A 17,965-nucleotide genomic window follows, 5' to 3' on the forward strand; every position below is an offset into this window, starting at 1 on the left:
GGACCGGTATGCACTCTGAGGTGATGTCTGTCAGCAGTGTGCGCCTGTTCCGGTTAGCGCTGGGAACCTTGCTCCTGCTGGCCGGCACAGCGCTGCTGCTGGCCCGTGGCATTGCCTGGCTGGACCTGGAACCGCGCATGTTGCGTGCCCTGGAGGGGGGCGTACTGTGCGCATTGGGTACGGCGCTGGGCGCAGTACCGGTGCTGGTGATTCGCAACATGCCGGTGGCCTTGGCCGATACCTTGCTGGGCTTCGGGGCGGGGGTGATGCTGGCGGCCACGGCGTTCTCGCTGATCATCCCTGGGCTGGATGCCGCCCAGGCCGTCGGTTTCAGCCCTTGGGGCGCCGGAGGCTTGATCAGCTTCGGCCTGATGCTCGGCGCCCTGTGCCTGTTTCTGGTCGACCTCAAGGTTTCCGGTGCTTCACCGGAAGTGCTGGTAGGCACCGAAAATCAGCCGGTGATCGCTGCAAGGATCTGGTTGTTCGTGATTGCCATCATCGCCCACAACATTCCCGAAGGCATGGCCATCGGAGTGTCTGCCGGCGGTGGCATGGCCGACGCTGATAGCCTGGCCATGGGCATCGCCTTGCAGGATGTGCCTGAGGGACTTGTGATAGCCCTGGTGTTGGCAGGCGCGGGAATGCCACGGTTCAAGGCGTTCCTGATCGGTGCCGCCTCTGGCCTGGTCGAGCCACTGGCTGCGGTGATCTGTGCCTGGCTGGTGAACATGGCAGAGTTGCTGCTGCCGGTGGGCCTGGCCTGCGCGGCCGGGGCGATGCTGCTGGTGGTGACCCAGGAAATCATTCCCGAGTCGCGCAGCAACGGGAATCACCGCTTGGCCAGCCTGGGGCTGTGCATCGGCTTTTGCTTGATGATGGTGATGGATACGGCAATGTCTTGAATGAAGACGAACGGGGTACCTTGGGTGGGTTCAGGCGAAGATAACTTCCACCCGACCTTCACGCCGGGAGCGAGGAGCGGCTTTCACCACGATTTGTACATCGCGGCCGAGCCGTGCCAGGCAATCAATCATCTTGGTTTCACTGATACCGCGAAATTTGCCGCGCATCATGTCGGAAACCTTAGGTTGCGGAAGGCCAAGGACTGCCGATGCTTGCACCTGGGTCATATGACGGGCCTTGATGATGCTGCAAATCTTGCTGGCGAGATGCGCCTTTACCAGCATCTCGCTGGCATTTTCACTGCCAAGGTCGCTATAGACGCTGCCGCTGCTTTCTTCGATCTCAATCATGTTTCTCTCCTCGAGAATGAGCTTCAGGTGCGACCTCAATCTATACCTATATAGGTATAAAGGCAATCGCGCAAGACTTCACCCTGACAATTGGCAGGGGATGTTACAGGTCAGGGATTACTCGCCTTCGTCGAAGTAGTTGTTGATCAACGCCACCAGCGCTTCCAGGGCGTCGGTGTCCTGCTCGCCCTCGGTCAGCAGGTGCACCTGGGTGCCCTTGCCCGCCGCCAGCATCATCACCGCCATGATGCTTTTGCCGTCCACCATCTTGTCGGGTGCGCGGCCGACGCGGACCTGGCAGGGGTATTTGCCGGCCACGCCGACGAACTTGGCTGCCGCCCGGGCATGCAGGCCCAGCTTGTTGATGATGGTGATTTCGCGGGCGGGCATCGTGCGGTGGATCCTGTGGGCTAGAGGTCGCGGTGGCGAACCTGGACGTTTTTCAGGGATTGCTGCAACAGCTGGCCGAGGCGTTCGGTAATGTAGACCGAGCGGTGGTGGCCGCCTGTGCAGCCTATGGCGATGGTGACATAGGCGCGGTTGCTGGCAGCAAAGCGTGGCAGCCATTTGAGCAGGTAGCTGGAAATGTCGTTGAACATTTCTTCGACGTCCGGCTGTGCGGCGAGGTAGTCGATGACTGGCTGCTCCAGGCCGGAATGTTCGCGCAGCTCCGGTTTCCAGTACGGGTTGGGCAGGCAGCGTACGTCGAACACCAGGTCGGCATCGACCGGCATCCCGCGCTTGAAGCCGAACGACTCGACCAGGAATGCGGTGCCGGGCTCAGGCTGATTGAGCAAGCGCAGCTTGATCGAATCGCGCAGCTGGTAGAGGTTGAGGCTGGTGGTGTCGATTTTCAGGTCGGCAAGGTCGGCAATTGGCCCCAGCAGTTCGCTTTCAACCCGGATCGCTTCTGCCAGCGAGCGGTCGGCATTGGTCAGCGGGTGGCGACGGCGGGTTTCCGAGAAGCGCTTGAGCAGCGTGTCCTCGTCGGCATCAAGATAAAGCACGTCACACTGGATGTGGCGTGCACGGGCCTCCTCGAGCAGTTCGGGAAAGCGTGATAGGTGGCTCGGCAAGTTGCGTGCATCAATACTGACCGCCACCCTTGGCTGCAAAAGCTCGGTGTTCATCAGCGCGTTCTCTGCCAGCTGTGGCAGCAGCCCCGCTGGCAGATTGTCAATGACGTAGAAACCGTTGTCTTCCAGTACATCGAGGGCGGTGCTCTTGCCGGAGCCGGACCGGCCGCTGACGATGATCAGGCGCATGTTCAGTGCTCGTTCTGGGCGTCCAGGACAACCTGGTACAGGGCTTCACTGCTACCGGCGGCACGCAGGCTATCGCGGACCTCCTTGCGATCAAGCATGCTGGCGATCTGGCGCAGCAGTTCAAGATGGGCATCGGTGGCCGCCTCTGGCACCAGCAGGACGAACAGCAGATCCACCGGGGCGCCATCGATGGCGTCGTAGTCGATCGGCGCGTCCAGGTGCAACAGCGCACTTACCGGGGCAGAGCAGCCTTCAAGTCGGCAGTGGGGAATGGCAATGCCATTGCCAAAGCCGGTCGAGCCCAGTTTTTCGCGAGCGATGAGCTTTTCGAAGACGTCTTGCATCGCAAGCCCGGGTACTTGCTCGGCAATCAGGTTAGCGACCTTTTCCAGGGCGCGCTTCTTGCTGCCGCCCGGCACGTTCACCAGGGAACGGCCGGGGGTCAGGATGGTTTCAAGTCGGATCATGGATGAGAGGGATCAGCGGGCGGCTGCACCTTGCAGCAGGCTTTGCTGTTTTTCCTTGTGTTTTTTCAGTTGGCGGTCGAGCTTGTCGGCCAAGGCGTCGATCGCTGCATACATGTCTTCGTGTTCCGCGTTGGCAACCACTTCACCGCCTGGAATCTGCAGGGTCGCCTCGACCTTCTGCTGCAGCTTCTCGACTTTCATGATGACCTGCACGTTGGTGATCTTGTCGAAGTGACTTTCCACGCGAGCGAGCTTTTCAAGCACATAATCGCGCAGTGGCTGGGTGACTTCTACATGCTGTCCACTGATATTGACTTGCATACAGCTTCTCCTTTGTTGCCCGTGCATAAAGAGGCAGGTCTTGCACCTGCCCCACAAACGCTGTGGCACATCCAGGGGCTACATCAGTCGCTTGCGCTCGCTCGACGGTGCGATGCCGAGGGACTCGCGGTACTTGGCGACGGTGCGACGGGCTACCTGGATGCCTTGTGCCTCCAGTAAACCAGCGATCTTGCTGTCACTCAATGGCTTTTTCTGATTTTCCGCGGCAACCAGTTTCTTGATGATCGCGCGGATCGCCGTAGACGAGCATTCTCCGCCTTCGGCAGTGCTGACGTGGCTGGAGAAAAAGTATTTCAGTTCGTAGATGCCACGCGGGGTATGCATGTATTTCTGCGTGGTCACCCGCGAAATGGTCGACTCGTGCATGCCCACCGCTTCGGCGATGTCATGCAGGACCAGCGGCTTCATCGCTTCGTCGCCATGGTCGAGGAAGCCGCGTTGATGCTCGACGATCTGCGTGGCGACCTTCATCAGCGTTTCGTTGCGGCTTTGCAGGCTCTTGATGAACCAGCGTGCCTCTTGCAGCTGGTTACGCATGAAGGTGTTGTCGGCGCTGGTATCGGCGCGGCGAACGAAGCCGGCGTACTGCGGGTTGACCCGCAGGCGCGGGATCGCTTCCTGGTTCAGCTCGACCAGCCAGCGGTCGCTGTCCTTGCGCACGATCACGTCGGGCACCACGTATTCCGGTTCGCTCGACTCGATTTGCGAACCTGGGCGCGGGTTGAGACTCTGTACCAGCTCGATCACCTGGCGCAGTTCGTCTTCCTTGAGCTTCATGCGGCGCATCAGCTGGCTGTAGTCGCGGCTGCCGAGCAGGTCGATGAAGTCGGTGACCAGGCGCTTGGCTTCGCTCATCCAGGGCGTGCTGGCTGGCAGTTGGCGCAATTGCAGCAGCAGGCACTCGCCCAGGGAGCGGGCGCCGACACCGGCCGGCTCGAACTGCTGGATGCGGTGCAGCACCGCTTCTACCTCGTCGAGTTCGATGTCCAGCTCCGGGTCGAAGCCTTCGCAGATTTCTTCGAGGGTGTCTTCCAGGTAGCCCTGGCCGTTGATGCTGTCGATCAGGGTGATGGCGATCAGGCGGTCGGTATCGGACATCGGGGCCAGGTTCAGCTGCCACAGCAAGTGGCTCTGCAGGCTTTCGCCGGCCGATGTGCGGGTGGTGAAGTCCCACTCGTCGTCATCGTTGCTCGGCAGGCTGCTGGCGCTGGTCTGGTAAATATCTTCCCAGGCGGTGTCGACTGGAAGCTCGTTGGGGATTCGCTCGCTCCACTCACCGTCTTCCAGGGTTTCGGCACTGGTGGTGCTTTCCTGGAAGCTGTTGTCCTGGACTTCGGCGACCGGCTTGTTTTCGGCGTTGTCCGCCATCGGGTCGCTGTTGTCGAAGTCGTCGCCGTCTTCCTGGCGTTCGAGCATCGGATTGGACTCCAGCGCTTCCTGGATTTCCTGCTGGAGGTCCAAGGTGGAGAGCTGAAGTAGGCGGATGGCCTGTTGCAACTGCGGGGTCATCGTCAGTTGCTGGCCCATTTTTAGGACGAGCGATGGTTTCATGGCTGGGGCTTAATACCTTGTTCGCCGGCGCGCATGCGCCATCCACTACACGAGGGCGCCGGAGCGCCAAATTTAAGCAAGTTTTATGCCTCAAATTGTAGCGTTTGCCTAGAGCACTGTAACAACTTAAGCCCCGACAGGGCGTTAATGCCAGTGCTCCAGGCAGGTCCCGGGGATCAGAGTCGGAACTCGTGGCCCAGGTAGACCTCCTTGACCAGGTCGTTGGCCAGGATGGTTTCGGCGTCGCCTTCGGCGATCAGTCGACCGTCGTTGACGATGTAGGCGGTCTCGCAGATATCCAGGGTTTCACGGACATTGTGGTCGGTGATCAGGACACCGATACCCTTGGCCTTGAGGTGGTGGATGATCTGCTTGATGTCGCCCACGGAGATCGGGTCGACACCGGCAAACGGTTCATCCAGCAAGATGAACTTCGGTGCGGTAGCCAGGGCACGGGCAATTTCGACGCGGCGGCGTTCGCCACCGGAAAGGCTCATGCCGAGGTTGTCGCGGATGTGGCTGATGTGGAACTCCTGCAGCAGGCTTTCCAGTTCCTTGCGCCGGCCTTCGCGATCGATGTCCTTGCGGGTTTCGAGAATGGCCATGATGTTGTCGGCCACCGACAGCTTGCGGAAGATCGAGGCTTCTTGCGGCAGGTAGCCGATACCGGCGCGGGCTCGGCCGTGCATGGGCTGGTGACTGACATCGAGGTTGTCGATCAGTACGCGCCCCTGGTCTGCCTGGACCAGCCCCACGATCATGTAGAAGCAGGTGGTCTTGCCGGCGCCGTTGGGGCCGAGCAAGCCGACGATCTGCCCGCTGTCGATCGACAGGCTGACATCACGCACGACTTGCCGCCCCTTGTAGCTCTTGGCCAGGTGCTGGGCTTTGAGGGTTGCCATTTACTCGGCCTTCTTCTTCGGCTGGATCACCATGTCGATGCGCTGACGTGGTTGAGTCACGTTGCCACCACGACCGGCGGTCGCAACCTGGGTCTTGGTGTTGTAGACGATCTTCTCGCCTTCGGTGGTGTTGCCTTCGTTCTCGACCTTGGCGCGGTCGGTAAGGATCACCGTGTCTTTCTGCGCCTGGTACTGGATGGTCACCGCCCAGCCTTTCATCTTGTCGGGCTTGGCCGCGGTCTGCTGCTGCTCGAAGTACGCCAGGTTGCCCACCGAGGTCACCACGTCGATGTCGCCATTGGCGGCACGGGTCATGGTCACGGTATTGCCTTTGATCATCATTGAGCCTTGGGTGATGATCACATCGCCGGTGTAGGTGGCCACGCCCTGCTTGTCGTCCAGGTGCGCGTTGTCGGCCTGGATGCGAATAGGCTGGTCACGGTCGTTCGGCAGGGCGAAGGCGCTCGCGCTTCCCAGTGCTGCTGCGCTCAGGCTGAGCAAAAGGGGGAGGGTTTTAACGAGCCTCATACTGTCCTCTTACGTTAGAGAGCAAGTCGATCTTGCTTTCTTTCAAATACGCTTTCATTCCCTTGCCTGTGGTTGTGCCACCGGCGCCGTCGATTCTAACGGCTTGCTCGGTCTGCGCATATTGCTTCTGCGGGAATACGGTCATGCGCGAGCTGGTAATGATGGTATCGCGCTGTTTTTCGTCGGTGCGGGCAATCCGCACCTGGTCGATCAGTTCGACTTCGCTGCCGTCAGGGTTGACCTCGGCGCGCACGCTCTGCACGTGCCACGGGTACTGAGTGCCGCGGTACATGTGCAGGTCGGGTGTGGTCACCAGTGTGACCTCGCTGGCCTTGAGGTGTTCGACCTTGTCGGCAGTCATTTCATATTGCAGTTTGCCATCGGGCAGGAACTGCACGCTGTGCGCGTTGATCGCGTAATAGTCGATGGCACTTTCGTCAACCTGGGCCACCGGCTTTTCGAGGAAGCTCTCGGGGCTGACATTCCAGTAGCCGACTGCTGCCAGCACCGCGGCGATCACCGCGAGCAACGCAATGTTGCGGGCTTTCTTGCTGAACATGGGCAACCTTACAGGTAGTTGGCGTTGGCAGCGTCCAGGGTGCCCTGGGCCTGCATGATCAGTTCGCAGAACTCGCGTGCAGCACCTTCGCCGCCGCGTGCCTGGGTTACGCCGTGGGCGTGCTGGCGAACGAATGGTGCGGCGTTGGCTACGGCAATTCCCAGGCCGACCCGGCGGATTACCGGCAGGTCGGGGAGGTCGTCGCCCAGGTAGGCGACCTGTTCATAGCTTAGGCCCAGTTCGGCGAGCAGACCGTCCAGCACTACCAATTTGTCTTCACGACCTTGGTAAAGGTGGGGGATGCCGAGGTTTTTCGCCCGGCGTTCTACCACTGGGGTCTTGCGTCCGCTGATGATTGCCGTGGTAACGCCCGAGGCCATGAGCATTTTGATGCCCTGGCCATCAAGGGTGTTGAAGGTCTTGAATTCGCTGCCATCTTCAAGGAAATACAGGCGGCCATCGGTCAGCACGCCATCGACGTCGAAAACGGCGAGCTTGATCGCCTTGCCGCGTTGCATGAGATCTTGGGTCATCGATTCGTTCTCCTTTACATCACGCCGGCGCGCAGCAGGTCATGCATGTTCAGGGCGCCGGTCGGGCGGTCGTCCTTGTCCACGACCACCAGGGCGCTGATTTTGTGGTCTTCCATGATCTTCAGGGCCTCGGCGGCAAGCATTTCGGCACGAGCCGTCTTGCCGTGCACGGTCATCACTTGGTCAATCAGAGTGGTGTGCACGTCGATATTGCGGTCCAGGCTGCGGCGCAGGTCGCCGTCGGTGAAGATCCCGGCCAGCTTGCCATCGGCGCCCACGATCACGGTCATGCCCAAACCTTTGCGGGACATTTCAAGGAGCGCGTCCTTGAGCAGTGTGCCGCGCTGCACCTGGGGCAATTCGTCACCGGCGTGCATGACATTCTCGACTTTCAGCAGCAGGCGGCGGCCCAAGGCACCACCAGGGTGCGAGAAGGCGAAGTCTTCGGCGGTGAAGCCACGGGCTTCGAGCAGGGCGATGGCCAGCGCATCACCCAGTACCAGTGCCGCGGTAGTGGAAGAGGTCGGGGCCAGGTTCAGCGGGCAGGCTTCCTGGGTGACGCTGGCGTCGAGGTTGACCTCGGCGGCCTGGGCCAGGGGCGAGTCCGGGTTGCCGGTCAGGCTGATCAACTGGATCCCCAGGCGCTTGATCAGCGGCAGCAGGGTAATGATCTCGGCGGTGCTGCCGGAGTTGGACAGGGCCAGAATGACGTCATCACGGGTGATCATGCCCATGTCGCCATGGCTGGCTTCAGCCGGATGTACGAAGAACGCTGGCGTGCCGGTACTGGCCAGGGTGGCGGCGATCTTGTTGCCGATATGCCCCGATTTGCCCATGCCGACCACCACGACCCGACCCTTGCTCGCCAGGATCAGTTCGCAGGCCTTGACGAAATTGGCGTCGATGCGGGCCACCAGGCCTTCTACGGCCTCGAGTTCCAGGCGCAGGGTGCGCTGGGCGGAGTGGATCAGCTCGCTGGATTGGCTCATGTCGAAAAGCAATGCCTGATTAAAAGGCGGCGATTATAGCCGCAATACGAGAAAGCCTCATCCTTTCGATTGCCCTCTCAAATGTCATCAAAGCCTGTCGTTGGCCTGAACGACCTGTTTCCATACCCTTGGGGGCGCAGGGTCTGCGGTGCTATAGTTCGCCGCTATTCGGCCTGCCAAGGGTGTGTGTGCCTTCACGATGAAGGCCGGCGTCCATTAGTGCGAGGCTGCACTAGCAAGGAGTCTAGATGAGTGTGGATAGCGCCTACGCGGTCGAGTTGAAGGGCGTCACCTTCAAGCGCGGTTCGCGCAGCATTTTCAGCAATGTCGACATCCGTATTCCGCGTGGCAAGGTCACCGGGATCATGGGGCCGTCGGGTTGCGGCAAGACCACGCTGTTGCGCCTGATGGGCGCGCAGCTACGCCCGTCGGGCGGTGAAGTGTGGGTGGCCGGGCAGAACCTGCCGAGCCTTTCGCGCAGCGACCTGTTCGATGCACGCAAGCAGATGGGCGTGCTGTTCCAGAGCGGTGCGTTGTTCACCGATCTCGATGTGTTCGAGAACGTTGCCTTTCCTTTGCGCGTGCATACCCAGCTTTCGGACGAAATGATCCGTGACATCGTGCTGATGAAACTGCAGGCGGTTGGCCTGCGCGGTGCCATCGACCTGATGCCGGACGAGCTGTCCGGCGGCATGAAGCGCCGGGTGGCGTTGGCCCGGGCAATTGCCCTGGACCCGCAGATCCTGATGTACGACGAACCGTTCGTCGGCCAGGACCCGATTGCCATGGGTGTACTCGTGCGCTTGATCCGTCTGCTCAATGATGCCCTGGGCATCACCAGCATCGTGGTCTCCCACGATCTGGCCGAAACCGCCAGTATCGCCGACTACATCTATGTGGTCGGTGATGGTCAGGTGCTGGGCCAGGGTACGCCCGACGAGCTGATGGGCTCGGACAATCCGCGCATTCGCCAGTTCATGAAAGGCGACCCGGACGGCCCGGTGCCATTCCACTTTCCTGCGCCTGACTACCGCGCCGATCTGCTGGGAGTGCGGTGATGCGCAGAAAATCCTTACTCGAACGTATCCGCCTGCTCGGGCGCTCGGCGATCGACGTGCTGGCCGTGCTCGGGCGCTCGTGCCTGTTCCTGTTCCATGCGCTGATCGGCCGTGGCGGCATTGGCGGCGGTTTCCAGCTGCTGACCAAGCAGCTTTACTCGGTGGGCGTGCTGTCGCTGGCGATCATTGTCGTTTCCGGCGTGTTCATCGGCATGGTGCTGGCCCTGCAGGGCTACAGCATCCTGACCAAGTACGGTTCCGAGCAGGCGGTCGGGCAAATGGTTGCCCTGACCCTGCTGCGTGAGCTTGGCCCGGTGGTCACTGCGTTGCTGTTCGCCGGCCGCGCAGGTTCTGCGCTGACCGCCGAAATCGGCAACATGAAATCCACCGAACAGCTGTCGAGCCTGGAAATGATCGGCGTCGATCCGCTCAAGTACATCGTTGCGCCACGCCTGTGGGCCGGTTTCATCTCGCTGCCGCTGCTTGCGCTGATCTTCAGCGTGGTCGGCATCTGGGGTGGTTCATGGGTCGCAGTCGACTGGCTGGGCGTTTACGAAGGTTCGTTCTGGGGCAACATGCAGAACAGCGTTTCCTTTACCGACGACGTGCTCAACGGGTTGATCAAGAGCCTGGTGTTCGCCTTCGTCACCACCTGGATTGCGGTATTCCAGGGATACGACTGCGAACCCACCTCAGAAGGGATCAGCCGTGCCACTACCAAGACCGTGGTCTATGCCTCGTTGGCAGTACTGGGTCTGGACTTTATTTTGACCGCCTTGATGTTTGGAGATTTCTGATGCAAAACCGCACCCTGGAAATCGGTGTCGGCCTGTTCCTCCTGGCCGGGATCCTGGCACTGCTGCTGCTGGCCCTGCGTGTCAGCGGGCTGTCGGCCAGCCCGAGCAGCGATACCTATAAAGTTTATGCGTACTTCGACAATATCGCCGGTTTGACGGTCAGAGCTAAAGTGACCATGGCCGGTGTAACGATCGGCAAGGTCACCGCCATCGATCTGGACCGTGATTCCTACACCGGTCGGGTGACCCTGCAGCTGGACAAGGCGGTCAACAACCTGCCGACCGACTCCACTGCTTCGATCCTGACCGCCGGCTTGCTTGGCGAGAAGTACATCGGTATCAGCGTGGGCGGTGAAGAAGACGTGCTCAAAGACGGTTCGACCATCCATGACACTCAGTCGGCGCTGGTATTGGAAGATCTGATTGGCAAGTTCCTGCTCAACTCCGTTGGCAAGGAACCCAAAGAAGCGCAACCGGCTAATTAAGGAGTTTCCATGATTTCGATCCTGCGACGTGGCCTGCTGGTGTTGCTGGCGGCCGTCCCCCTGTTTGCCCTGGCCGCGCAGTCGCCGCACGACGTGGTGCAGAGCACGACCACCGAGCTGCTGGGTGAGCTCAAGGCCAACAAGGAGCAGTACAAATCCAACCCGCAAGCGTTCTACGACACCCTTGACCGGATCCTCGCGCCGGTGGTCGATGCCGACGGTATTTCCAAGAGCATCATGACCGTCAAGTATTCGCGCAAGGCCACGCCCGAGCAGATGCAGCGCTTCCAGGAAAACTTCAAGCGCAGCCTGTTCCAGTTCTACGGTAACGCGCTGCTGGAGTACAACAACCAGGGCATCGTCGTAGACCCGGCCAAGGCCGATGACGGCAAGCGCGCCTCTGTAGGCATGAAGGTCACCGGCAACAATGGTGCCGTGTACCCGGTGCAGTACACCCTGGAGAACCTGGGGGGCGAGTGGAAGGTGCGTAACGTCATCGTCAACGGCATCAACATCGGCAAGCTGTTCCGTGACCAGTTCGCCGACGCCATGCAGCGCAACGGCAACAACCTGGACAAGACCATCGACGGCTGGGCCGGCGAAGTGGCCAAAGCCAAGGAAAAGGCCGACGAATCGCCGGAGAAGACCGTCAAATGAGTGAGGCCGCTGTAACCATGGCCGAGCCGGGCGTGCTGTGCCTGGTCGGCGAGCTGGATTACCGCAGCGGGCCGGCCCTGCGCAAGCAGGGCAAGGCGCTGATCGGCGCCTGCCGTGAGGCGCGTCTGGTGCTGGATTGCTCGGCCGTGGCGCGCTCCACCAGTGTCGGCCTGTCGCTGCTGCTGGCGTTCATCCGTGACGCCGAGGCAGCCGGCAAGGCCGTCGAGGTGCGCGGCATGCCCGACGACATGCGGGAAATCGCCGGGGTCTATGACCTGGATGAGGTGCTGGCAAGCTGATGGCTTGGCAGTGATGAGAGGCCCCTCGGTCGCGCGCCCTTTCGTTGGGCTTCGCAGGCGAGGGGCTTTTTTGTATGATGGCCGACCCGTGCGCATCGGGCGCCGATTGAGGTTGAGCATGCAGGCCGTAGAAGTTAAGAGCTTCCTTGAAGAGAAATTGCCGGGAACCCGGGTCGAAGTTGAAGGCGAAGGCTGCAACTTCCAGTTGAACGTGATCAGCGACGAGTTGGCTGGCCTGAGCCCGGTCAAACGTCAACAGGCGATCTATGCTCACCTGAATCCGTGGATTGCCAATGGCAGCATCCATGCGGTAACCATGAAATTTTTCAGCAGCGCAGCCTGGGCTGAGCGCACCTGAGCCAACTTGGCGGCGAGACACCAATGGACAAACTGATTATTACTGGCGGCGCTCGTCTCGACGGCGAGATCCGCATTTCCGGCGCGAAGAACGCGGCCCTGCCGATCCTGGCGGCGACCCTGCTGGCCGATGGCCCGGTCACCGTGGGCAACCTGCCGCACTTGCACGACATCACCACCATGATCGAGCTGTTCGGGCGCATGGGCATCGAGCCTGTGATCGACGAAAAGCTGGCGGTGGAAATCGACCCGCGCACCATCAAGACTCTGGTAGCCCCTTACGAGCTGGTCAAGACCATGCGCGCCTCGATCCTGGTGCTCGGGCCCATGGTCGCGCGCTTCGGCAAGGCTGAAGTAGCCCTGCCAGGCGGCTGCGCCATCGGTTCGCGCCCGGTCGACCTGCACATCCGCGGCCTCGAGGCCATGGGGGCGAAGATCGAAGTCGAAAGCGGCTACATCAAGGCTGAGGCCCCCGAAGGCGGCCTGCGCGGTGCGCACTTCTTCTTCGACACCGTGAGCGTCACCGGTACCGAGAACATCATGATGGCCGCTGCCCTGGCCAAAGGCCGCAGTGTGCTGCAAAACGCCGCGCGCGAGCCTGAAGTGGTCGACTTGGCCAACTTCATCAACGCCATGGGCGGCAAGGTCCAGGGCGCCGGCACCGACACCATCATCATCGATGGCGTCGAGCGTTTGGCTTCGGCTACCTACCGTGTCATGCCCGACCGCATCGAGACCGGCACCTACCTGGTCGCCGCTGCCGTGACCGGCGGCCGTGTCAAGGTCAAGGACACCGACCCGACCATCCTCGAGGCAGTGCTGGAAAAGCTGAAGGAAGCAGGCGCCGAACTTACCACCGGTGAGGACTGGATCGAGCTGGACATGCACGGCAAGCGGCCGAAAGCCGTCAACCTGCGCACGGCCCCATACCCGGCGTTCCCAACCGACATGCAGGCGCAGTTCATCTCGCTGAACGCCATCGCCGAAGGCACTGGCGCAGTCATTGAGACGATCTTCGAAAACCGCTTCATGCACGTGTACGAAATGCACCGCATGGGCGCGCAGATCCAGGTCGAAGGCAACACCGCGATCGTCACCGGCGTGCCGGCACTCAAGGGTGCTCCGGTGATGGCCACCGACCTGCGTGCATCCGCCAGCCTGGTACTCTCGGCGCTGGTCGCCGAAGGCGATACCCTTATCGACCGCATCTACCACATCGACCGTGGTTACGAGTGCATCGAAGAAAAACTGCAGATGCTCGGCGCGATAATCCGCCGCGTACCGGGCTAGTTGCCCGCTGGCACACGGACGTGCCATTCGAATTGAATGCGGTCGGGCTGTAGCAGCCCGGCCGGCAGTAGCCGCTTAAGGACCGACGTTCCAATGTTGACCATCGCGCTTTCCAAAGGCCGTATTCTCGACGATACCCTGCCGTTGCTGGCCGAGGCCGGTATCGTGCCGACCGAGAATCCGGACAAGAGCCGCAAGCTGATCATCCCCACCACGCAGGACGACGTGCGCCTGCTGATCGTGCGTGCCACCGACGTGCCGACCTATGTCGAGCATGGTGCCGCCGACCTTGGTGTGGCTGGCAAGGACGTGCTGATGGAGTACGGCGGCCAGGGCCTGTACGAGCCACTGGACCTGCAGATTGCCAAGTGCAAGCTGATGACCGCCGGCGTGGTCGGCGCACCCGAGCCCAAGGGCCGCCTGCGCGTCGCCACCAAGTTCGTCAACGTGGCCAAGCGTTACTACGCCGAGCAGGGCCGCCAGGTCGACATCATCAAGCTGTACGGCTCGATGGAGCTGGCGCCGCTGATCAACCTCGCTGACAAGATCATCGACGTGGTCGACACCGGCAACACCCTGCGCGCCAACGGCCTGGAACCCCAGGACCTGATTGCCACGATCAGCTCGCGCCTGGTCGTCAACAAAGCCTCCATGAAGATGCAGCATGCCCGCATCCAGAGCCTGATCGACACGCTGCGCAAAGCGGTCGAATCGCGACACCGCGGCTGACATCTGCGCGCGGCCTTTGCTGTCGCGCCCGTCTATCCGCGTCATAGCCATTTTTCTCGGGTGCCCGCGCGGATGGACTGGTAGCCTAGGGCGCCTGAGCATTCGCTAATAATCGAGGCCCTCGCCATGACCGTGTCCACTGCAATTGCCCGTCTCAACGCTGCTGATCCGGATTTCGCCCGACATCTGGATCATCTGCTGAGCTGGGAAAGTGTGTCCGATGACGCGGTCAACCAACGCGTGCTCGACATCATCAAGGCCGTGCGCGAGCGCGGTGACGCCGCGCTGGTGGAGTTCACCCAGCGCTTCGACGGTGTTGACGCCAAAAGTATCAATGACCTGATCCTCGGCCGCGAGCGCCTGGAACTGGCCCTGACCCGCATCACCGACACCCAGCGTGAAGCCCTGGAGAAAGCCGCCAGCCGCGTGCGCCTGTACCACGAGCGGCAGAAGCAGGACTCCTGGCAGTACACCGAAGCCGACGGCACCGTGCTCGGCCAGAAGGTCACCCCGCTGGACCGTGCCGGCCTGTACGTGCCGGGCGGCAAGGCATCGTACCCGTCGTCGGTGCTGATGAATGCGATTCCAGCGAAGGTCGCCGGTGTCGCCGAAGTGGTAATGGTGGTGCCAACCCCGCGTGGCGAGGTCAATGAACTGGTACTGGCCGCTGCCTGCATCGCCGGTGTCGACCGGGTATTTACCGTCGGTGGTGCCCAGGCCGTAGCCGCCCTGGCCTATGGCACTGAAAGCGTGCCACAGGTAGACAAGATCGTCGGTCCGGGCAACATCTATGTGGCTACCGCCAAGCGCCACGTGTTCGGCCAGGTCGGTATCGACATGATCGCCGGGCCGTCGGAAATCCTCGTAGTGTGCGACGGCCAGACCGACCCGGACTGGATCGCCATGGACCTGTTCTCCCAGGCCGAGCACGACGAAGACGCCCAAGCCATCCTGGTCAGCCCGGATGCCGCCTTCCTCGACCGCGTCGCCGCCAGCATCGACAAGCTGCTGCCGACCATGGAACGTGCCGAGATCATCGAGAAGTCGATCAACGGCCGTGGTGCGCTGATCCAGGTGCGCGACATGCAGCAGGCCATCGAAGTGGCCAACCGCATCGCACCCGAGCACCTGGAACTGTCGGTCGCCGACCCGCAGGCCTGGCTGCCGCAGATCCGCCACGCCGGCGCGATCTTCATGGGCCGCCACACCAGCGAAGCGCTGGGCGATTACTGCGCTGGTCCCAACCACGTGCTGCCGACTTCCGGCACCGCACGCTTCTCGTCGCCGCTGGGGGTGTACGACTTCCAGAAGCGCTCGTCGATCATCTTCTGTTCCGAACAGGGCGCATCCGAGCTTGGCCACACCGCTTCGGTCCTGGCCCGTGGCGAGTCGCTGACCGCCCACGCCCGCAGTGCTGAATACCGTATCCTGACCCAAGACAAGGGGAACTGAGCATGAGTCGATTCTGGAGCCCCTTCGTCAAGGCGCTGGTGCCTTACGTGCCGGGCGAGCAGCCAAAGCTGGCCCGCCTGGTCAAGCTGAACACCAACGAGAACCCCTATGGCCCGTCGCCCAAGGCACTGGAAGCCATGCGCGCCGAGCTGAACGACAATCTGCGCCTGTATCCGGACCCGAACAGTGACCGGCTCAAGCAGGCGGTGGCCGAATATTATGGCGTCACCCCGGCCCAGGTGTTCGTCGGCAACGGTTCGGACGAGGTGCTGGCGCACATCTTCCACGGCCTGTTCCAGCACGATCGCGGGCCGCTGCTGTTCCCGGATGTCAGCTACAGCTTCTATCCAGTCTACTGCGGCCTGTACGGTATTCCGTTCGAGCAGGTGGCGCTGGACGAGCAGTTCCAGATCCGCATCGCCGACTACACCAAGCCCAACGCCGGGATCATCTTCCCCAACCCCAACGCGCCAACTGGCTGCCTGCTGCCGCTGCAAGCGATCGAGCAGCTGTTGCAAGCCAACCGTGACTCGGTGGTGGTGGTGGATGAAGCCTACATCGACTTTGGCGGCGAGACCGCCATCAGCCTGGTGGATCGCTACGACAACCTGCTGGTGACCCAGACCCTGTCCAAGTCGCGTTCGCTGGCCGGGCTGCGCGTCGGCCTGGCCGTCGGCCATCCGGAGCTGATCGAGGCCCTGGAGCGGATCAAGAACAGCTTCAACTCCTATCCGCTGGACCGCATGGCCATCGTGGGTGCGGCGGCGGCGTTCGAAGACCAGGCTTATTTCGAGGAGACCTGCCGCAAAGTGATCGACAGCCGTGAAACGCTGGTCGAGCAGCTGGTTGCAAAAGGCTTCGAAGTGCTGCCATCGGCGGCCAACTTCATCTTCGCCCGCCATCCGCAGCAGGATGCCGCGCAGTTGGCCGCGCGCCTGCGTGAGCAAGGGGTGATCGTGCGTCACTTCAAGCAGGAGCGGATTGCCCAGTTCCTGCGTATCACCATTGGCACGCCGCAGATGAACCAGGCGTTGGTCGATGCGCTGAACTGATCACGGCCATTTGCAGGAGCGAGTGAACTCGTTCCTGCAGGTGATCCCGCGTACATGGTTGCTGCTTTGCTCGATGACGAATGGCTGGCTGACTGGCCGGGTACGCACCGCTACGGGTGTTTCATCCAGTTCGAGCACATAGTCGCTGGCTTGGCGCATGCCCTGCGGATCAGTCCATTGCTGCAGGTAAGCCTGCACGGTCGCGACTAACTGGCCATTTCTGTGAATGGTCACAGTGCCTTGTGAATCGCTGTTCCACAGCAACTTGGCTTCACCTTCAATGGCCCGTGCCTTGCGCACTCCGGTAGCCCCCAGCAGCGGCGTGCCATCGAGCTTCCATTGCGGCAGCAGGTCGAGCCCCATGTGCCGGAGCACGGTCGGGGCCACCGATGTCTGCGCAGCATAGCCATACAAGTTGTTGGGCCCCGGGTTGTCCTCTGGAATGCTCGGTTGGTGCAACTCTTCGTTCAACCGCTTGTTGCTGGCAATGAACACCGTCTTTTCCTGCTCGGTCACACCGCCATGGCCTGCCCCCCCGTAATCACGACCGTGGTCGGTACAGACGATCACCAACCAGTCCTCCTGCGGGTGCTTGTAGGCACGCGCCTCGACCTTGTCCAGCAGGCGCCCCAGTCTGTTGTCAGTTTCGCGCAAGGCGAACTGATAAGCTGGGCCGAAACCGCTGGCGTGGCCTGCTTGATCGGGCTCGTCAAGCTGAATGTAGGTGAAGTCGGCAGGTGTGTTTTCGAGGATCTCCAGGGTTCGGGCGGTTACCTGCTCATCGCTCAGGCCGCTTTCGCGCACATTGTTGCCTTGCGCGTCCTCCAGCAGGAAGGCCGTGTTGATCGGTGACCAATTGACGATGCTGGAGAGGTAGGCGTTAGGCAGGGCATCACGCAGTCGTTTGAACAGGCTGGGGAACTCAGGGTCGACTCGCAAGGACTCGGTATTGGCAATGACCCCGTGCTTGTTGGCCCATACCCCGGTGAGCAAAGTCATCCAGCCTGGCCCACTGTTAGTCGCCTGTTCGCTGGCGCGGCCGTTGATGCCTCCGGCATAGGCCTTGCCGTAGATCAGGCGTTTCTGCAGGTTGGTATCGTCGCCCAGTTGTTCATAGTGCTGCAGTTGCACGCCGTCCATTCCGATGATGAGCGTCTTGGGCTGCATTAGCGGTTGTCTGGCGTCGCACCCTTTGAAGAGCAGGACGAGCAGCAGGCCGGCTGCTGTCAGGGCAATCAACCGCAATGTTCTGAACATGGACATGAATGGGGCCTTGATGGAGTCGTGCCAAGCGTTACAACAAGATACTTGGCTGACAACTGGTAGAAATGCCAGTTGAATTGATGTCTGGAAGGCGTTCCATTAAGCTTTGCGAATTCATCGGATGATTGGTTGAGTGA

General features: G+C 61.4%; 23 protein-coding genes. 11 read left to right on the forward strand and 12 right to left on the reverse strand.

Annotation, left to right across the window (positions count from 1 at the left end):
• Nucleotides 1–8 precede the first annotated feature (8 nt).
• Nucleotides 9–902 carry a ZIP family metal transporter gene (locus tag ACOKS3_RS05030; protein ID WP_103445570.1) on the forward strand — a complete coding sequence of 298 codons (894 nt, stop codon included), beginning with the start codon at nucleotides 9–11 and terminating at the stop codon, nucleotides 900–902.
• 30 nt (nucleotides 903–932) lie between these two features.
• Here the strand turns inward: ACOKS3_RS05030 and ACOKS3_RS05035 are convergent, their stop codons facing one another.
• From ACOKS3_RS05035 to ACOKS3_RS05085, 11 genes are all read right to left on the reverse strand, one after another.
• The gene (locus ACOKS3_RS05035; RefSeq protein WP_103445569.1) at nucleotides 933–1,253 is read right to left on the reverse strand and encodes a helix-turn-helix domain-containing protein; all 321 of its coding nucleotides are present in this window, start codon (nucleotides 1,251–1,253) and stop codon (nucleotides 933–935) included.
• A 117-nt stretch (nucleotides 1,254–1,370) separates the two neighbouring features.
• A complete protein-coding gene (locus ACOKS3_RS05040) occupies nucleotides 1,371–1,643 on the reverse strand; it encodes an HPr family phosphocarrier protein (protein WP_103445568.1) in 273 nt (90 codons plus the stop codon).
• Nucleotides 1,644–1,663: 20 nt separating this feature from the next.
• Nucleotides 1,664–2,518 (reverse strand): RNase adapter RapZ, encoded by an 855-nt coding sequence (gene rapZ / locus ACOKS3_RS05045; RefSeq protein WP_103445567.1) that lies wholly within the window; start codon nucleotides 2,516–2,518, stop codon nucleotides 1,664–1,666.
• 2 nt (nucleotides 2,519–2,520) lie between these two features.
• Entirely contained in the window at nucleotides 2,521–2,985 is a 465-nt protein-coding gene (gene ptsN / locus ACOKS3_RS05050) for a PTS IIA-like nitrogen regulatory protein PtsN (protein WP_103445566.1), read from the reverse strand.
• Between the two features lie 12 nt (nucleotides 2,986–2,997).
• The gene (gene hpf / locus ACOKS3_RS05055) at nucleotides 2,998–3,306 is read right to left on the reverse strand and encodes a ribosome hibernation-promoting factor, HPF/YfiA family (RefSeq protein ID WP_003255135.1); all 309 of its coding nucleotides are present in this window, start codon (nucleotides 3,304–3,306) and stop codon (nucleotides 2,998–3,000) included.
• A 78-nt stretch (nucleotides 3,307–3,384) separates the two neighbouring features.
• Nucleotides 3,385–4,878: an RNA polymerase factor sigma-54 gene (locus ACOKS3_RS05060; RefSeq protein WP_103445565.1), complete on the reverse strand. Its 1,494-nt coding sequence runs from the start codon at nucleotides 4,876–4,878 to the stop codon at nucleotides 3,385–3,387.
• A gap of 176 nt (nucleotides 4,879–5,054) precedes the next feature.
• Nucleotides 5,055–5,780 carry an LPS export ABC transporter ATP-binding protein gene (gene lptB, locus ACOKS3_RS05065; RefSeq protein WP_060511298.1) on the reverse strand — a complete coding sequence of 242 codons (726 nt, stop codon included), beginning with the start codon at nucleotides 5,778–5,780 and terminating at the stop codon, nucleotides 5,055–5,057.
• Complete coding sequence (gene lptA, locus ACOKS3_RS05070) at nucleotides 5,781–6,308, reverse strand: lipopolysaccharide transport periplasmic protein LptA (protein WP_060511296.1); 528 nt, start codon at nucleotides 6,306–6,308, stop codon at nucleotides 5,781–5,783.
• Nucleotides 6,295–6,867, reverse strand: a complete 573-nt coding sequence (gene lptC / locus ACOKS3_RS05075) for an LPS export ABC transporter periplasmic protein LptC (protein WP_103445564.1) — start codon at nucleotides 6,865–6,867, stop codon at nucleotides 6,295–6,297. Before lptC ends, lptA begins: the two co-directional genes overlap by 14 nt.
• Before the next feature lie 8 nt (nucleotides 6,868–6,875).
• On the reverse strand, nucleotides 6,876–7,400 hold the full coding sequence (locus ACOKS3_RS05080) for a KdsC family phosphatase (RefSeq protein WP_103445563.1): 525 nt from the start codon (nucleotides 7,398–7,400) through the stop codon (nucleotides 6,876–6,878).
• A 14-nt stretch (nucleotides 7,401–7,414) separates the two neighbouring features.
• Entirely contained in the window at nucleotides 7,415–8,389 is a 975-nt protein-coding gene (locus ACOKS3_RS05085; RefSeq protein WP_103445562.1) for a KpsF/GutQ family sugar-phosphate isomerase, read from the reverse strand.
• A 248-nt stretch (nucleotides 8,390–8,637) separates the two neighbouring features.
• On the opposite strand from ACOKS3_RS05085, the gene ACOKS3_RS05090 reads away from it, so the two are divergent.
• From ACOKS3_RS05090 to hisC, 10 genes are all read left to right on the forward strand, one after another.
• The gene (locus tag ACOKS3_RS05090) at nucleotides 8,638–9,447 is read left to right on the forward strand and encodes an ATP-binding cassette domain-containing protein (protein ID WP_103445561.1); all 810 of its coding nucleotides are present in this window, start codon (nucleotides 8,638–8,640) and stop codon (nucleotides 9,445–9,447) included.
• Nucleotides 9,447–10,244 (forward strand): lipid asymmetry maintenance ABC transporter permease subunit MlaE, encoded by a 798-nt coding sequence (gene mlaE / locus ACOKS3_RS05095; protein WP_054885955.1) that lies wholly within the window; start codon nucleotides 9,447–9,449, stop codon nucleotides 10,242–10,244. Before ACOKS3_RS05090 ends, mlaE begins: the two co-directional genes overlap by 1 nt.
• A complete protein-coding gene (gene mlaD / locus ACOKS3_RS05100) occupies nucleotides 10,244–10,729 on the forward strand; it encodes an outer membrane lipid asymmetry maintenance protein MlaD (RefSeq protein WP_054885956.1) in 486 nt (161 codons plus the stop codon). The genes mlaE and mlaD overlap by 1 nt, the downstream gene beginning before the upstream one ends.
• Before the next feature lie 9 nt (nucleotides 10,730–10,738).
• Nucleotides 10,739–11,386: an MlaC/ttg2D family ABC transporter substrate-binding protein gene (locus ACOKS3_RS05105; protein WP_103445560.1), complete on the forward strand. Its 648-nt coding sequence runs from the start codon at nucleotides 10,739–10,741 to the stop codon at nucleotides 11,384–11,386.
• The gene (locus ACOKS3_RS05110; protein ID WP_103445559.1) at nucleotides 11,383–11,685 is read left to right on the forward strand and encodes an STAS domain-containing protein; all 303 of its coding nucleotides are present in this window, start codon (nucleotides 11,383–11,385) and stop codon (nucleotides 11,683–11,685) included. Before ACOKS3_RS05105 ends, ACOKS3_RS05110 begins: the two co-directional genes overlap by 4 nt.
• Nucleotides 11,686–11,803: 118 nt before the next feature.
• Nucleotides 11,804–12,043, forward strand: a complete 240-nt coding sequence (locus ACOKS3_RS05115; protein WP_103445558.1) for a BolA family protein — start codon at nucleotides 11,804–11,806, stop codon at nucleotides 12,041–12,043.
• Between the two features lie 23 nt (nucleotides 12,044–12,066).
• Complete coding sequence (gene murA, locus ACOKS3_RS05120) at nucleotides 12,067–13,332, forward strand: UDP-N-acetylglucosamine 1-carboxyvinyltransferase (protein WP_422763369.1); 1,266 nt, start codon at nucleotides 12,067–12,069, stop codon at nucleotides 13,330–13,332.
• 93 nt (nucleotides 13,333–13,425) lie between these two features.
• Entirely contained in the window at nucleotides 13,426–14,061 is a 636-nt protein-coding gene (gene hisG / locus ACOKS3_RS05125; RefSeq protein ID WP_103445556.1) for an ATP phosphoribosyltransferase, read from the forward strand.
• A gap of 126 nt (nucleotides 14,062–14,187) precedes the next feature.
• Nucleotides 14,188–15,513 (forward strand): histidinol dehydrogenase, encoded by a 1,326-nt coding sequence (hisD, locus tag ACOKS3_RS05130; RefSeq protein ID WP_103445555.1) that lies wholly within the window; start codon nucleotides 14,188–14,190, stop codon nucleotides 15,511–15,513.
• A gap of 2 nt (nucleotides 15,514–15,515) precedes the next feature.
• Complete coding sequence (gene hisC, locus ACOKS3_RS05135) at nucleotides 15,516–16,565, forward strand: histidinol-phosphate transaminase (RefSeq protein WP_103445554.1); 1,050 nt, start codon at nucleotides 15,516–15,518, stop codon at nucleotides 16,563–16,565.
• Here hisC and ACOKS3_RS05140 read toward each other — a convergent pair whose 3' ends face one another.
• Nucleotides 16,566–17,828, reverse strand: coding sequence for an alkaline phosphatase family protein (locus ACOKS3_RS05140; protein WP_374755338.1), 1,263 nt, complete (start codon nucleotides 17,826–17,828; stop codon nucleotides 16,566–16,568).
• Between the last annotated feature and the right edge of the window lie 137 nt (nucleotides 17,829–17,965).

The organism is Pseudomonas sp. HS6-2 (assembly GCF_049325675.2).
Classification (GTDB): domain Bacteria; phylum Pseudomonadota; class Gammaproteobacteria; order Pseudomonadales; family Pseudomonadaceae; genus Aquipseudomonas; species Aquipseudomonas putida_N.